The organism is Streptomyces sp. AN091965 (assembly GCF_022698285.1).
In the GTDB taxonomy this organism is placed as follows: Bacteria; Actinomycetota; Actinomycetes; order Streptomycetales; family Streptomycetaceae; genus Streptomyces.
In genome coordinates this window covers 8,281,315-8,298,504 of record NZ_JALDMY010000001.1, presented here as the reverse complement: position 1 = coordinate 8,298,504, position 17,190 = coordinate 8,281,315, and the positions used below count along the sequence as shown (strand labels likewise).

The window sequence follows — 17,190 nt, the reverse complement described above, 5'->3', positions numbered from 1 at the left end:
CACAGGTGGTCAGCTCGTCTTGCCCAGGGCCCGTCGCACCAGACCGGCGACGTCCATCGCGTCGATCAGTTCGGCGTCGGCGGGGGTCGTCTCCGTATCCGCGTTCACGTCGGCCCCGGCTTCGGCTTCGGCCCCGGCTTCGGCGAGGCCGAGGAGGGCGTCGAGCACCCCGGCCTCCTTGAACCGGGCCAGCGGCACGGACGCGAGGACCCGCCTGAGGTCGTCCTCCCGCCCGGCGAGGCCGTCGTCGGGCTCCCGGAGGAGTTCGGTGCGCAGATGGCCGACCAGCGCCTCCGGGGTGGGGTAGTCGAAGATCAGGGTGGCGGGCAGGCGGAGCCCGGTGGCCGCGTGCAGGCTGTTGCGCAGGTTCACGGCGGCCAGCGAGTCGAAGCCGACCTCCTGGAATGCCTGGCGCGGGCCGATGCCCTCCGCGCCGCCGTGGCCGAGGACCGTCGAGGCGTGGCCGCGGACCAGGCGCAGCAGGAGGCGGTTCTGCTCGGTGCCGGAGACCGCCCGCAGGGAGTCCGCGAGGGTCGCGGCGGTACCGCTGTCCTCGCCGTCGTCCCCCGCGGCCCGGAGCACCGCCTGCGCCTCGGGCAGGTCGGCGAGGAGGGGGCTGGGGCGTACCGACGTGAAGGCGGGCACGAAGGCGCCCCAGTCCATGTCGGCCACCGTCACGGACTTCTCGTTGCCCTGCACGGCCTGCGCCATCGCCGTCACGGCCAGCTGCGGCGCCATGGGCAGCACGCCGCGGCGGCGCAGCTGGGCGAGGGCCGCCTCGTCCATGCCCACGCCGATCCCGTCGAGGGCTCCCCAGGCGATCGACGTGGCCCGCAGCCCCCGGGCGCGGCGCCATTCGACCAGGGCGTCGAGGACGGCGTTCGCCGCTCCGGAGGGTCCCTGGCCGCCACCGCCCCACACTCCGGCGATGGAGGAGAAGACGACGAACGCGTCGAGCGGCGTGTCCTCGAACAGTTCGTCGAGCCACACCGCCGTGTCCACCTTGGCCGCGAACACCTCGGCGATGTCGTGCGCGCCGGTGTCGTCGACGGCGCTGGTCCACGTGAGGTCGGCGGCGTGCACGACGGCCGTGAGGGGCCGCTCCGGGTCCCGCGCGGCCGCGAGGCGGGCGAGGGCGTCCCGGTCGGTGTCGGCGCAGGACTCCACCTCCGTAGGGAGGTCCAATCCGGCGATGTCGGCGCGCAGTTCGGGAACGCTTCCGTCCGGCGCGTGCGCGGTGGTGGTGACGAGGAGCCGTTCGACGCCGGTGAGCGCGAGCCACAGGGAGACGTGCCTGCCGAGGCCTTCGGCGCCGCCGGTCACCAGGACCGTGCCCCGGGGCTGCCAGCCGCTGTCGCCGGTGACGTCCGGCGCGGCCTTGCGGACCAGCCTGCGCGCGTACGCGCCCGACCGCCGGACGGCGAGCTGGTCCTCACCGGCGGCGGAGTTCAGCACGCCGAGCAGCTGCCGGGCCGTGCGCGGGTCGGTCACGGCGGGCAGGTCGATCAGGCCGCCCCACCGGTCGGGCCGCTCGAGCGCGGCGGCGCGGCCGAGGCCCCACAGCGCCGCCTGGGCGGGTGAGGTGAGGGGGTCGTGGATGCCGATGTCCACCGCGCCCCGGGTCAGGCACCACAGCGGCGGTGTCGCGCCGGTGTCCCCCAGGGCCTGGATCAGCGCGAGCGCCGCCGCCGTGACGGCGGTCGGGTCCTGCGGGCCGCCGCGCGCGCCCCGGTCCAGGGCGAGCAGCGAGAGCACACCGGCCACGTCGTGCTCGGCGAGGACCGCGCCCAGCCGCTCGGCGAGCCGTTCACGGGTGCCGTCGGCCGCGCCCACCTCCAGGAACACCGTGGCGAACCCGAGGCCGGTCAGTTCCGCCAGGAGCGCGTCGGTACCGCTGTCCTCGGTGCGTCCGGACGGTACGACGACCAGCCACCGGCCGCCGGGCACGCCCGCGGCTTCGTGGGTGAGCGGCTGCCAGGTGACGTGGTAGCGCAGCTTCTCGGCGGTCGACGTCCGACGGCGCTTCGCGCGCCACTCGGCGAGTACGGGCACGAGGGTGTTCAGGGCACCGAGCTGGTCGGCCGCCGCCGTGTCGAGCAAGGCGCCGAGGGAGTCCACGTCGGCGTGTTCGACCGCGGCCCAGAAGTCGGCGTCCGCGCCCTCGGCGGCGTTCGCGCCCTCGGCCGCGTCGGCGGTGTCGTCATCGGCCGCGGCCTCGCGCAGCCAGTAGTGCTGGTGGTCGAAGGCGTACGTCGGCAGGTCCGCGCGCGCCGACCGGGCCGCGGCCGCGGCCCCGGCGGGCAGCACGGCCGACCAGTCGACGGCCACGCCCCGCACGAACAGCTCGGCCATCGACGCGAGGAGCCGCCGCGGACCGCCGTCGTCGCGGCGCAGCGACCCGGTCACCACCGCTTCGGCGGCCGCGCCGTCGACGGCCTCGCTGACGGGCTGCACGAGGACCGGATGGGCGCTGACCTCCACGAACACTCCGTGTCCCTGCCGCAGCAGCTCGGTCACGGCGGGTCCGAACCGCACCTGCCCGCGCAGGTTCCGGTACCAGTACGCGCCGTTCAGGACCTCGGCATCCGTCACCCGGCCGCCGGTCACGGTCGAGTGGAACGGCACGACCGGGGCCTTGGCACCGACCCCGGCCAGGGCCTCGGCGAGGGTGTCCTGGATGTCCTCGACGTGGCGTGAGTGCGAGGCGTAGTCCACGGCCACGCGCCGGGTGCGGACGCCTTCGGCGTCGAGCGCCGCCAGCGCCTCGTCCAGGGCTCGGGCGTCACCGGCGACCACGACGGAGGACGGGCTGTTCACGGCGGCCACCTCGACGCGACCGGCCCACCGCTCCAGGCGCGCGGCCGCGTCCTCCTCACCGAGCGCGACGGACGCCATGCCGCCCCGCCCGGCCAGCTCCGTGGCGATGACCTGACTACGCAACGCCACCACACGCGCCGCGTCGTCGAGGGACAGCGCCCCGGCCACACACGCGGCCGCGATCTCGCCTTGAGAGTGGCCGAGCACCGCGTCCGGCTCCACGCCCACCGACGCCCACACGGAAGCCAGCCCGAGCATCACCGCGAAGCTCGCGGGCTGCACCACATCCACCCGATCGAGGAGATCGGGCTCCACCTCACCCCGTAGTACGTCGATGAGTGACCAGTCCACCCACGGCTCCAACGCCGCCGCACACTCCCCCACCCGCTCCGCGAACACCGGGGACGAGTCCAGGAGCTCACGACCCATCCCCGCCCACTGCGACCCCTGCCCCGGGAAGACCCACACGACCTTTCCGAGGGCGCCCGGGCCGGTCGCGCTGCCGGTCACCACGTTCGGTCCGCCTTCGCCCCGGGCCAGCGCGTGCAGCCCCGACAGGGCCTCCGCGGGCGCGTCGGCCAGCACCACGGCGCGCTCGGCCAGGGCGGCACGGCCCGACGTCAGCGCTGCGGCCACACCTGCGAGGGGCACCCCGGCGGCGCCGGACTCCACGTACGACGCGAGGCGACCGGCCTGGCCCGCAAGCGATCCGGCGCCGCGCGCCGACACCACCAGCGGCACCACGCCCGACGGCTCGGGGGCGGGCCGCACCTCCTCGGCGGGCGCCTCCTCCAGGATCAGATGGGCGTTCGTGCCGCTGGCACCGAAGGCGGAGATCCCGGCCCGGCGCGGACGCCCGTCGCGCGGCCAGTCCCTGGCCTCGGTCAGGAGCTCGACCGCGCCCGCCGACCAGTCGACCTGCGGCGTGGGCTCGTCCACGTGGAGCGTGGGAGGCATGAGGCCGTGCCGCAGCGCCATGACCATCTTGATCACACCGGCCACGCCCGCGGCGGCCTGCGTATGGCCGATGTTCGACTTCAACGAGCCCAGCCACAGCGGCCGTTCGGGATTCCGGTCCCGTCCGTACGTCGCGAGGAGCGCGTGGGCCTCGATCGGGTCACCCAGGGCCGTCCCGGTCCCGTGGGCCTCCACGACGTCCACGTCCGCGGGGGTGAGTCCCGCGGTGTCGAGGGCGCGGCGGATCACACGCTGTTGCGAGGGGCCGTTGGGGGCGGTGAGGCCGTTGGACGCGCCGTCCTGGTTGACCGCGCTGCCCCGGATGACGGCGAGGACCTGGTGGCCGCGTTCCCGGGCGACGGAGAGGCGTTCCAGTACGACGACGCCCACGCCCTCGGACCAGCCGGTGCCGTCGGCGGTGGACGAGAAGGCCTTGCACCGGCCGTCGGCGGACAGGCCGCGCTGCCGGGAGAACTCCAGGAAGGCGTCCGGGCTCGCCATCACGGTCGCGCCCCCGGCCAGGGCCATCGAGCACTCGCCCTGCCGCAGCGCCTGCGCGGCCAGGTGCATCGCGACCAGGGAGGAGGAGCAGGCGGTGTCCACGGTGACCGCCGGGCCCTCGAAGCCGAAGACGTACGACACGCGGCCCGATGCCACGCTCGCCGCCGTACCGGTCATGAGGTAGCCCTGCACGTCCTCGGGCACCTGGTGGAGCCGGGTCACGTAGTCGTGGTGGACGATTCCGGTGAAGACGCCGATGTCGGCGCCCCGGGCCGACAGCGGGTCGACCCCGGCCCGTTCCAGGGCCTCCCAGGAGGTTTCGAGGAGCAGCCGCTGCTGCGGGTCCATGGCGAGGGCCTCGCGCGGGGAGATGCCGAAGAGCCCGGCGTCGAACCGTGCCGCCTCGTGGAGGAAGCCGCCGGAGCGCGTGTAGCTCGTGCCCGGGTGGCCCGGGTCCGGGTGGTACAGCCCTTCCAGGTCCCAGTCGCGGTCCACCGGGAAGCCGGAGATCGCGTCCCGGCCCTCCACGAGCAGCGTCCACAGCTCCTCGGGGCTGTCCGCTCCGCCCGGAAGGCGGCTGCTCATCGCGACGATCGCGATGGGCTCGTCGGCGGTCGCCGCCGGGGCCGGGGCGGGCACGCCGGGCTGCTCGCCGAGGAGTTCGGCCCGCAGGAAGGCGGCGAGGAGGGCGGGGGTCGGGTGGTCGAAGACCAGGGTGCTGGGCAGCTCCACGCCGGTGAAGTCGCGCAGGCGGTTGCGGAGCTTGACCGCGCCGAGGGAGTCGAAGCCGAGGTTCTTGAAGGGCTGGTCCTCGCCGAAGCGGTCCCGTGCGCGGTGGCCGAGTACGACCGCGGTGCTCTCCTGCACCAGGTCGAGGACCACGCGGTGCTGCTCCGCGGCGGAGAGCCCGGCCAGGCGGTCGGCGAGGGCGTCCCCCGCGCCTTCCCGTCGTGCGGCCACACGGCGGGTGACGGCCCCGGTCGCCGTCGGCACGTCGGCGGCGACGACTTCGCGCGTGGCGGGGGCCCCACCGCGCCCGGCCGGGTCGGCCAGGCTCAACGGGCCCAGGGACGCGACGGGTTCACCGTCCGGGTCCGCGAGCTCCAGCAGGTGGCGGCCGTCCCGCCCCGGCGTGATCCGCAGCCGCAGCGAGGCGGCGCCCTCCGCGTGCACCGCGAGTCCGGCGCAGGCGGCCAGGTCGGCGGCGTCCGCTGCCGGGTCCGCTCCCGTGCGTGCGGCCAGGACGCGCAGCGCGGTGTCGATGAGCACGGGGTGGAGCGTGAACCGGGCTGCTTCGTCGGCCAGTTCCCCCGGGAGCGTGATCTCCGCGCAGGTGTGGTCGCCCTGCTGCCACACGCGTTCCCCGGTGCTGCCCTCGGGCGGCTGCCAGGTGCGCAGGTCGAAGGCCGGGCGCGGGGTTCCGGGGACGAGGACGGCTCGGGCGTGGCACGTCCAGGGGCCTTGCTCCGGGCCTGTGGGGCGACCGTGGACGGTGGCGCGGCGGCGGCCGTCGGGCGCCGGGGCCGCCACGGACACCCGTACGTGGGTGTGGCCGCGACCCGGCACCGTCAACGGCTCGTCGACCTCGACCTGTTCGAGGCTGCCGCAGCCCACCTCGTCACCGGCCCTGACGAGCATGTCCAGGAGGACGGCGGCCGGGATCGCGGTGGTGCCGTCGGCGGCCGTCGGGCCGGGAAGGCGGCCCGGGCCGTGGGGTGCGAGCCGCCCGGTGAGCACGACGCCACCGCTGCCGCCTTCGTCGCCCGGCACGTCGATGACGGTGCCGAGCAGCGGGTGCAGGGCGGCGGTGGCGCCGAGCGCCTCCGCTCCGGCCGGCGCGGTGGAGTCGGACTCGATCCAGTACCGCTGGTGCTGGAACGCGTAGGTGGGCAGGTCGGCGCCGGCCGCCGCGGCCGGGGGTGCGAGTACGGCCGTCCAGTCCACGGCCGTGCCGCGCACGTGCAGTTCCGCGAGCGCGGTCAGGACGTCGGCGGTCTCCGTGCCGTCCTTGCGCAGGGTGGCGACGCCGCTCCGCTCCGGCGCGCCGAGGGAGCCGAGCGCCATCGCGGCGAGGGCCCCGCCGGGGCCCAGTTCGAGGAACGTCGTCGCCCCGAGGCCGCCGAGCGCGGTGACGGCGTCGCCGAACCGCACGGTGCCGCGCACCTGGTCGACCCAGTAGCCGGGGGTGGCGAGCTGCCCGTCCCGGGCGAGGGCGCCGGTCAGCGTGGAGACGACGGGGAGGTCACCGGTGCGGTACGACAGGCGCTCCGCGACCGTGCGGAACTCCTCCAGCATGGGCTCCATGAGCGGGGAGTGGAAGGCGTGGCCGACCGGGAGCCGCCGCGTCTTGCGGCCCTGGCGCGCCAGGTCGTCGGCGAGGGCCAGTACGGCGTCCTCGGTGCCGGAGAGCACCAGGGCGTCGGGGCCGTTCACCGCGCCGACGCAGACCGCGCCCCGCGCGCGGGCGAGCAGCGGTTCGACGTCGGCCTCCGTCGCCCGGACGGCGACCATCGCGCCGCCCGCGGGGAGGGCCTGCATCAACCGGCCGCGCGCGGCGACCAGTTCGCCCGCATCGGCCAGGCCGAGTTCTCCGGAGACGTGCGCGGCGGTGATCTCCCCGATCGAGTGTCCCGCGAGGAGGTCAGGCCGCACCCCCCAGGACTCGAAGAGCCGGAACAGCGCCGTTTCCAAGGCGAACAGGGCGGCCTGCGTGTACAGGGTCCGGCCGAGCAGTTCGCTGCCGGGTGCCCCGGGTGCGGCGAACACCACCTCGCGCAGCGGACGTGCGGCGTGCCCGCCCAGGTGTGCCTCCACGGCCGCGCACGCGGCGGCGAAGGCGTCGCGGAAGACCGGGTGCGCCGCGGCGAGTTCGCGGCCCATGCCGGGCCACTGGCTGCCCTGCCCGGTGAAGAGGACGGCGAGTTTGCCCGGGACGGCGGTGCCGGAGACCACGGCGGGGCTCTCCTCACCCCCGCCGAAGGCGCGCAGCTCCGCACCGGCCTGCCCTCTGTCGGACGCCAGGACGACGGCACGGTGGTCCAGCCGGGCGCGCGTGGTGGCGAGGGCGTGCGCCGCGTCGGCGAGGCGTACGTCGGGCCGGTCGTCGAGGAAGCGGGCGAGCCGGTCGGCCTGGCCGCGCAACCCGGCGGGGGTGCGGGCCGACACGGGCATCGGGACCGGAGCCGAGGCCGGGACGTCCGCACGCCGGGGGCCGGGCTGCGGCTCGGGCTCGGGCTCGACGGCCGCCGCGTGGCCGTGGGCCTCCTGGTGAAAGGTCGCCCGGCCGGGGGCCGCCTGATCCGGGGCCTCCTGATCCGGGGCCTCCTCCAGGACGACGTGCGCGTTGGTGCCGCCGATGCCGAAGGACGACACCCCGGCCCGGCGCGGACGGCCCTCGCGCGGCCATTCCCGGGCCTCGGTCAGGAGTTCCACCGCGCCCGCGGACCAGTCGATGCGGGACGAGGGGCGGTCCACGTGCAGCGTCCTGGGGAGCGTGCCGTGGCGCATGGCCATGACCATCTTGATCACACCGGCGACACCCGCCGCCGCCTGGGTGTGCCCGATGTTCGACTTCACGGACCCGAGCCACAGCGGCCGTCCGGCGGGCCGGTCCTGCCCGTACGTCGCGAGCAGTGCCTGCGCCTCGATCGGGTCGCCGAGCGTCGTGCCCGTGCCGTGGGCCTCCACGGCGTCCACGTCCGAGGTGCCGAGGCCCGCGTGGGCCAGGGCCTTGCGGATCACGCGCTGCTGCGCGGGGCCGTTGGGGGCGGTCAGGCCGTTGGACGCGCCGTCCTGGTTGACGGCGGAGCCGCGTACGACGGCGAGGACCTGGTGGCCCCGGCGGCGGGCGTCCGAGAGGCGCTCCACGAGGAGCAGCCCCGCGCCCTCGGACCAGCCGGTGCCGTCGGCGCCGTCGGCGAAGGCCTTGCACCGGCCGTCGGGGGCGAGCCCGCGCTGCCGGGAGAACTCCACGAACGTCTCCACGGTGCCCATCACCATCACGCCGCCCGCCAGGGCCATGGAGCACTCGCCCCGGTGCAGCGCCTGCGCCGCCATGTGCAGGGCCACCAGAGAGGAGGAGCAGGCCGTGTCGACGGTGACGGCGGGGCCCTCGAAGCCGAAGTGGTAGGCGACGCGGCCGGAGGCGACGCTGCCCGAACCGCCGGTGAGCCGCAGGCCCTCGATGCCGGAGGCACCGGCGGCACCGGACGCCTGGTGCAGCCGCACGCTGTAGTCGTGGCTGTTGACCCCGACGAAGACGCCGACGTCCTGCCCGGCCAGGGTGGCCGGGTCGATCGCGGCCCGCTCGAACGCCTCCCAGGACGTTTCGAGGAGCAGCCGCTGCTGCGGGTCCATGGCGAGGGCCTCGTTCGGCGAGATCCCGAAGAAGGCGGCGTCGAACCCGGCGGCGTCGTCGAGAAAGGCGCCGTGGCGCACGTAGGTGGTGCCCGCGTGGTCGGGGTCGGGATGGAAGAGCCGGTCGGTGTCCCAGCCGCGGTCGTCGGGGAACTCGGTGACCGCGTCGGTCCCTTCGGCCACCACGCGCCACAGGCCCTCCGGGCTGTGCGCGCCGGCGGGGAAGCGGCACGCCATCGCCACGATCGCGATCGGCTCGTCGGCCGTACGGGCGGGTACGACGGGCTCGGCCGGACGGTCCTGCGGTACGCCGAGGAGCTCGGCCGCCAGGTGACCGGCGAGCGCGGTCGGCTTCGGATAGTCGAAGACCATGGCCGGGGAGAGGGCGAGCCCGGTCGCGGCGGCGAGCCGGTTCCGCAGCTCCACCGCCGTCAGCGAGTCGAACCCGGCCTCCTTGAACGTCCGGTCGGCCCGCACGGCGTCGGCGGTGGTGTGCCCGAGCACCTCCGCGGCGTGCCCGCGCACCAGGTCGACCAGCGCCTCGGTCCGCTCGGCGGCGCCCAGGGCGGCGACGCGTTCCCGCAGCGACGCGGGCCCGGCGGGGGCCGCCGCCCGGGCCGTGGGGCGCGGTCGCGGGGCGAGGCCGCGCAGCGGCGGGGGCAGCGGCCCCTCGGCCGCGGCCGTGCGCAGCGCGGCCATGTCGAACCTCGCCGCCACCAGCGGGTCGTCCGCGTCGGTGCGCAGGGCGGCGTCCAGGAGGGCCATGCCTTCGGCTGCGGTCAGGCCCGCCATGCCGATGCGCTGGTTGCGCCGCAGGTCGGCGGCGCCCAGGTGCGCGGTCATGCCGCTGGCCGTCGCCCAGTAGCCCCAGGCCAGGGACACCCCGGGCAGGCCCGCCCGGCGCCGTTGGCACGCCAGGGCGTCCAGGGCGGCGTTGGCGGCGGCGTAGTTGGCCTGCCCCGGGTTGCCGAGGACGCCCGCCGCCGAGGAGAACAGGACGAACGCGGCGAGGTCCAGGTCCCGGGTCAGCTCGTGCAGGTGCAGCGCGGCGTCCGTCTTCGGCCGCAGCACGATGTCGACGCGTTCCGGGGTCAGCTCGGTGAGCACCCCGTCGTCCAGGACCCCGGCGGCGTGCACCACGGCGGTGAGCGGGCGCGCGGCCGGTATCGCCCGCAGCAGCTCCGCCACCTGGGCCCGGTCCGCCGTGTCGCAGGCGGCGACGGTGACGGACGCCCCCATTCCGGCCAGCTCTTCCCGCAGCTCCGGCGCCGCGCCCCGGCGGCCGGCGAGGACCAGGTGGCGGATGCCGTGGGCGGCGACCAGGTGCCGTGCCGTGGCGGCACCGAGCGTTCCGGTGCCGCCGGTGATCAGCACGGTGCCTTCGGGGTCGAGCGGGCGGGGCCGCCGCCCGGCGCCGGGCTCCGGTACGGGCACCCGCGCGAGCCTGGGCACCGCCGCGACCCCGCCGCGCACCCTCAGCTGCGGTTCGCCGCTGAGCAGCGCGGCGGGCAGCGCGGCCCGGGAGTCCGCGTCGAGCTCCACGAGGACGATCCGGCCCGGATGCTCCGACTGCGCCGAGCGCACCAGGCCCCACACCGCGGCCGCGCCGAGTTCCGTGCGGTCCCCGGTGACGACGGCGAGCCGGGTCCCCGCGAACGCGGGCTCCGCGAGCCAGGTCTGAAGCACCGCCAGAGCCGCGTTGACCGAAGGGCGGGGGTCGGCGGTCGCGCGCACGGCTTCGTACACCAGGACCTCGGGGACCGGCGCGTCCGGCGCCGCACAGGCACCGACGTCCTCGGCATCCGTGACGGTCACGACGTCGAGCGCCCGGTCCACGGCGGGCAGCGTCAGCTCCACCCAATCGACGCGGAACAGCGCGTCGTTCGCCAACTCGGCGCCAGCATCCGCCTGTTCGTGGGAGAACACTGCCCCGCGCACGGAGGCGACGGTCATGACGGGCTGCCCCGTGGGGTCCGTCAGCCGCAGCCCGGTACCGCCCGGCGACGTCTCGCCCGCTCGTACGTGGAGCGTGGTGGCGCCCGACGCCAGCAGGGTCACCCCGGTCCACACCGACGCCACCATGCCGTCGGGGACGACCGTACGGACGGCGGCGTCGAGGAGCGCGGGGTGCACACCGTAACGGCCCGCTTCGCGCAGGGCGGCACCGTCCAGAGCGACCTCGGCCGTGGGCCTGGCCCGCGAAGACGTCACCTCGGCCGTGAGCCCGCTCCGTGAGGATGTCACCTCGGTCGTCGTGCCGTTGGACAGCGTGCCGTGCGCGTGCCGGGTCCACCGCGCGTCCAGCGGGGCGTCCCCGGCGCGGGAGTAGACCGCCACCGACCGCCGCCCCGCCCCGTCCCGCTCACCGACGACGATGTGTACGCCACGGCTGCCGCGGCGCGGCAGCACCACGGGCTCGTCGACGGTGAGTTCGTCGAGTACGGGGCTCGCGACGAGGTCACCGAGCCGGACGGCCATCTCGACCAGGGCCGCGTTCGGCACCACGGCCACGTCCCCCGCCACATGCTCCCCGAGCCAGGGCTGCGACCGGAGCGACCACCTCGATGTGGCCATGAGCCCACCGGAGTCCGGCAGGGCGACGACCGCGCCGAGCAGTGGATGCTCCCCCGCCGTCTGCCCCAGCGAGGCCGCGTCAGTGGCCTCCGCGACCGGCTTCAACCAGTAGTGCTGGTGGTCGAAGGCGTACGTCGGCAACTCCACGCGCGGCGACCCCGTCACGGGCAGCACACCACGCCAGTCGACAGCCACGCCCCGCACGAACAGCTCGGCCATCGAGGTGAGCAGCCGCCGCAGTCCGCCCTCCTCGCGCCGCAGCGAGCCCGTCACCACCGCGTCGGCACCCCCGGCATCCACGGCCTCGGTCACCGGCTGCACGAGTACGGGATGAGCACTCACCTCTACGAACACCCCGTGGCCCTGCCCAAGGAGGTCGGCCACCGCCGGGCCGAACCGCACCTGTCCGCGCAGGTTGCGGTACCAGTACGCGCCGTCCAGGACCCCGGCCTCCGCCACCCAACCGCCGGTCACGGTCGAGTAGAACGGCACCACCGGGGCCTTCGCGTCCACGCCTGCCAGCGCTTCGGCCAGCACGCCCTGGATGTCCTCGACGTGACGGGTGTGCGAGGCGTAGTCCACCGCGACCCGGCGCGTGCGGACGCCGTCACCGGACAGGGCCTCCAGCACCTCGTCCAACGCCTGGGCATCACCCGCGACCACCACCGACGACGGCCCGTTGACGGCCGCGACCTCCACCCGGTCCGCCCAGGGCCCAAGCCGTTCCAGAGCCTCCGCCTCGCTCAGAGCGACCGAGGCCATGCCTCCGCGCCCGGCCAGCCCCGCCGCGATGGCCCGACTCCGCAACGCCACCACACGCGCCGCGTCCTCAAGAGACAACGCCCCCGCCACACACGCGGCCGCGATCTCCCCCTGCGAGTGACCGAGCACCGCATCCGGCCGGACCCCGACGGACTCCCACACCGAAGCCAGCCCGAGCATCACCGCGAAACTCGCGGGCTGCACCACATCCACCCGCTCAAACAGCTCGGGATCCGCCTCACCCCGTAGGACGTCGACGAGTGACCAGTCCACCCACCGCTCCAACGCCGCCGCGCACTCCCCCACCCGCTCCGCGAACACCGGTGAGGTGTCCAGGAGTTCACGGCCCATCCCCGCCCACTGCGCCCCCTGCCCCGGGAACACCCACACCACCTTGCCCGGCACACCCGCACTGCCCGACACCAGATGCGGGCCGCTCTCACCCTGGGCGAGAGCCCGCAACCCGGCCAGCGCCTCCTCGCCCGAACCCGCCACCACCACCGCACGCTCACCCAGCACGGCCCGACCGGAGACCAAGGCCCCGGCCACATCCGCCAGCAAAGGGCCAGCGCCCGACTCCACGTACGACGCGAGGCGCCCGGCCTGCCCCGCCAGTGAGGCCCGGCTCCGCGCCGACACCACCAACGGCACCACACCCACAGGGACAACAGCCTCCGAGACCGGCTCCTCGGGCGCCTCCTCCAGGATCAGATGGGCATTCGTGCCGCTCACGCCGAAGGACGACACACCCGCCCGGCGCGGACGACCGTCGCGCGGCCACGCGCGCGCCTCCGTCAGGAGCTCCACCGCACCCAGGGACCAGTCGACTTGGGGCGTGGGCGCGTCCACGTGGAGAGTCGCCGGGAGCAGCCCGTGCCGCAGCGCCTGCACCATCTTGATCACACCCGCCACACCGGCGGCGGCCTGCGCATGCCCGATGTTCGACTTCAACGAGCCCAGCCACAGAGGCCGTTCGGGATCCCGACCCTGCCCGTACGTCGCGAGCAGGGCCTGCGCCTCGATCGGGTCACCCAGGGCCGTCCCGGTGCCGTGGCCCTCCACCGCGTCCACGTCGGCCGGGGCCAGCCCGGCACTGGCGAGCGCCTTGCGGATCACGCGCTGTTGTGAGAGACCGTTGGGCGCGGTCAGGCCATTGGAGGCGCCGTCCTGGTTGACCGCGCTGCCCCGGATCACCGCGAGCACCCGGTGGCCGCGCTCGCGCGCCGCGGAAAGGCGCTCAAGGACCACGACGCCCACGCCCTCGGCCCAGCCGGTGCCGTCGGCCGTCGAGGAGAAGGCCTTGCACCGGCCGTCGGGGGCCAGAGCCCGCTGCCGGGAGAACTCCACGAAGGTGCCGGGCGTGGCCATCACGGTCGCGCCTCCGGCCAGGGCCATCGAGCACTCACCCTGCCGCAGCGCCTGCGCAGCCACATGCATCGCCACCAGCGACGAGGAGCACGCCGTGTCCACCGTGACCGCCGGGCCCTCGAAACCAAGCACGTACGACACCCGGCCCGACGCGACGCTGCCCGCCGAGCCCGTGCCGGCGAAGCCCTCGGCCTCGGGGGCGACGACTCCGGTGCCGGTCGCCCCGTAACCCTGGCCGAACACGCCGGAGTACACGCCGACGTCAGCGCCCTTCAGCGTGCCCGGGTCGATGCCCGCCCGCTCCAGGGCCTCCCAGGAGGCTTCCAGGAGCAGCCGCTGCTGGGGGTCCATCGCCGTGGCCTCGCGCGGGGAGATGCCGAAGAAGCCCGCGTCGAAGAGACCGGCCTCGTGGAGGAAACCGCCCTGGTCGGTGTACGACGTGCCCGCGCGGTCCGGGTCCGGGTCGAACAGGCCCTCCAGGTCCCAGCCGCGGTCCTCGGGGAACCCCGAGACCGCGTCCCGGCCCTCGGACACCAGACGCCACAGGCCCTCGGGGCCCGTCACGCCGCCTGGCAGCTTGCACGCCATCCCCACGATCGCGAGGGGTTCGTCCGGGTCGGCCGCCCTCGCCACCTCGGTCACCGGCCGGGTGACTCCGAGGATCTCGGCACGCAGCCGGGCGGCCAGCGCCTCCGGGGTGGGGTGGTCGAAGACGACGGTGGTGGGCAGGGGCAGGCCCGTGCTCTCCGTCAGCCGGTTGCGCAGTTCGACGACGGCCATCGAGGTGAGGCCCAGGTCGCGGAAGGAACGGTCGGACGGTATCGGTTCGGACCCCGACCGGTGCAGCACGGCGGCGGCCCGCTTACGGACCAGGTCCTCCAGGAGCGCCCGTTGCGCACGCTCGTCCAGCGCGGTCAGGCGGTCGCGCAGCGCCGCCGTGACGGCCGCGTCGGGCTCGTGCTGCCGCGGCGGCGCCAGCGCGTGCTCCGCCAAGTCCGCGAGCGGCGCGGGGAGTCGGCGGACGTCGGGCGGTGCGTTCGGGTCGAGGGTCAGGAGCGTCGCCGGATTCGCCGTCAGGGCGAGGTCGAACGCGGTGAGGAACGCGGCGCGCGCCCACCCCGTGTCGTCGTCCGCCGAGCGCGCGGCGTCGGGCTCGCCGACCCGTGCGAGGAACGTGCCGGGCAGGCCCCGTAGCCGCCGGTTCTGCACCACCGCTTCGGTCAGGGCTTCGTCGGCGGCCGTGTCCGGGGTGCCGGGCGTACCCGACAGCGCGGCCGCGCCGGACACCGCGACGAAGGGGACGGGTTTCGCCGCGCCGGTCATCTCGTCGAGGAGCAGGGCGAGTTCGGGCTCGTCGGCGGCGTGCACCACCGCGCTCACCGGTTGCCGCAGCCCCGCGAGGGCGGCCCGCAGCGGCTCCGGGTCGCGCCCGTCGGCGGCCACGCGGACGGTGTCCGTGCCCGTGGGGGCCGGGGCGGCGTCGGGTGACGTACCGGCGTCCGTAGGGGCGTCGACGAGCAGCAGGTTCTCCACCTGGTGGACCGTGGCGAGCCGGTGCGCGAGTGCCGTGCCGTGCTCCGTGTCCGCCCCGGTGACGACCACCGTGCCGGTGGCTCCCGGCCAGGTGGCCACGCCCGGCACGTCGCCCACGGGCAACCGGCTCAGTCGTGGGGCCAGCAGGGCGCCCGAACGCACCGCGATCCGCGGCTCGTTGGCGGCGAGCGCGACGAACAGCGTCTCCGGGGTCGCGTCCGCGTCGAGGTCGAGGAGGGTGAGCGAGTCCGCGCCCTCGTCCTGGAGGGACCGGGCGACGGCCCAGAGGGGAGCCTCCGCCAGGTCCCGCGCCCCGTCCCGTCCGGTGGCGGCGAGGGCCGCGCGGGTGAGCACCACCAGGCGGCCCGCCGCCTGCTCCGGCCCTGCCAGCCAGGCCCGCAGCTGTCCGTCCAGCCGCCGGGCGGCGGCGCGGCCCTCGGCGAGCGGCTCCCGCGCGGCCGCCGCGTGCCCCGCTTCCGGAGGGCCCGCCCGGTCCGCGGGCCGGGTGCCGACGGTCCGTGACGGCCGTACGAGGACCGTCACCTCGGGGACCGCGTCCCCGGCGGCCACCGCGGCCTGGACCGCCGCCAGGTCCGGGTAGTGCCGCACGTCGGCGCCCGCGGCTCGCAGGGCCGTGGCGAGTCCGGCCGCCGAGGGGCCGGCCACGGCCCACGTCCGGGCCGGGGGGCGGGGGCCTGCCGGTGGCGTCACCGGAGCCCAGTCCAGGCTCAGGATCCCTTCGTGGTGGCCGCTCGCCGCGTACCGGAGCCTGCTCGGCCGCTCGGCGAGGAGGCGCCGCCGCGTCTTGCCCGAGGCGGTCCGGGGGATGGCGGTGACCTCGTGGACGCGCTCCGGCACCTTGTACGCGGAGAGCCGTGCGCGGCAGCGGTCGATCAGCGCCGCGGTGTCGAATCCGGAGGGGCCCGGGACCACGTAGGCGACGGGTACCTCGCCGAGCGTGCGGTGGGGCGCGCCGGAGACGGCCGCGTCGGCGACGCCCTCGACGGTGCGCAGGACCGCCTCGACCTCCTCGGGGTGGATGTTCTCCCCGCCCCGGATGACCAGTTCCTTGATGCGGCCGCGGATGGTGACGTACCCGGCGTCGTCGCGCCGGGCGAGGTCCCCGGTGCGGTACCAGCCGTCGCGCAGCGCCTGGGCGGTCGCATCGGGGCTGTTGTGGTAGCCGACCATGACGTTCGGCCCGCTGACCCACACCTCGCCCTCCTGCCCGGCGGGGACGTCGCGGCCCGTGCCGGGGTCGACGACGCGGACCCCGACGCCCGGCACGGGCAGGCCGCAGGACCCGTCGACCCGGGCGCCGTCGGGCGGGTTGATGGTGATGGCCCCGCACGTCTCGGTGCTGCCGTAGGCGTCGACCAGCGGGACGCCGAAGGTCTCCTCGAAGTCCCGGCGCAGGCCGGGCCCGGTGACCGCGCCGCCGACCAGGCCGATCCGCAGGGCGGGCGCGGAGAAGCCGTTCTGCCGGGCGGCCGTCACCAGGTGGTGGTACGTGGTGGGCACCCCGGCGAGGAACGTCGTGTCGTCCTCGTGGAGCGCCTTGATCACGTCGTCCGCGGAGGCGCCGTCCAGGAGCCGGGCGGTGGCGCCGACCACGGTGACGGAGAGGACGCATGCGATGTGGGAGAGGCTGTGGAACAGCGGGAGCGGCCACAGCACCCGGTCCTCGTGCGTGAGTCCGGGTATCGGTACGTAGCAGGAGGCCACGGACCAGAGGCAGTTGCGCTGTGTCGACAGGACGCCCTTGGGCCGCCCTGTGGTCCCGGACGTGTAGAACATCCAGGCCACGTCGTCGAGGCCGAGGTCGTCCCGGGCGGGCTCGGCGGGCTCGGTGACGGCGAGCCGGTCGTACGCGTGCGCTCCCGTCCCCTCGACGGCCTCGGGCTCCTCGCCCGTCACCAGGAGCGCGATGGCGGGCGTCACGGCCGGTGAGCTCCGCAGCCGCCGTGCCCGCGCGGGGTCGGTGATGACCGCGGTGGCGCCGCTGTCGGCGAGTGCGTACTCCAGTTCGGCCGGGGCCGAGGCCGGATTGAGCGGCACCCCGATGGCGCCCGCGCGGACGACCGCGAGGTAACTCTCCACCGTGGCCACGGTGTTGCCGAGGCAGAGGGCCACCCGGTCGCCGCGTGCCACACCGAGCGCGGCGAGGTGCCCGGCCAGCCTGCGCGTCCGCGCCTCCAGGTCGCCGTGGGTGACCGCCCGCCGGTCGTCCTCGAAAGCCACCTTGTCGGGAAACCGGGCCGCGTTCTCCACGAGAACGCCGGGCAGCGGCTTGATGAGGTCGGTGCGCACGATGCCGCGGTT

At 75.7% G+C, this 17,190-nt stretch carries 1 protein-coding gene; it reads right to left on the bottom strand.

Annotated elements, in window-relative coordinates; genetic code table 11:
* Positions 1-9: 9 nt before the first annotated feature.
* The gene (locus tag MQV74_RS34620; protein WP_242726910.1) at positions 10-17,178 is read right to left on the bottom strand and encodes a type I polyketide synthase; all 17,169 of its coding nucleotides are present in this window, start codon (positions 17,176-17,178) and stop codon (positions 10-12) included.
* Positions 17,179-17,190: the final 12 nt, after the last annotated feature.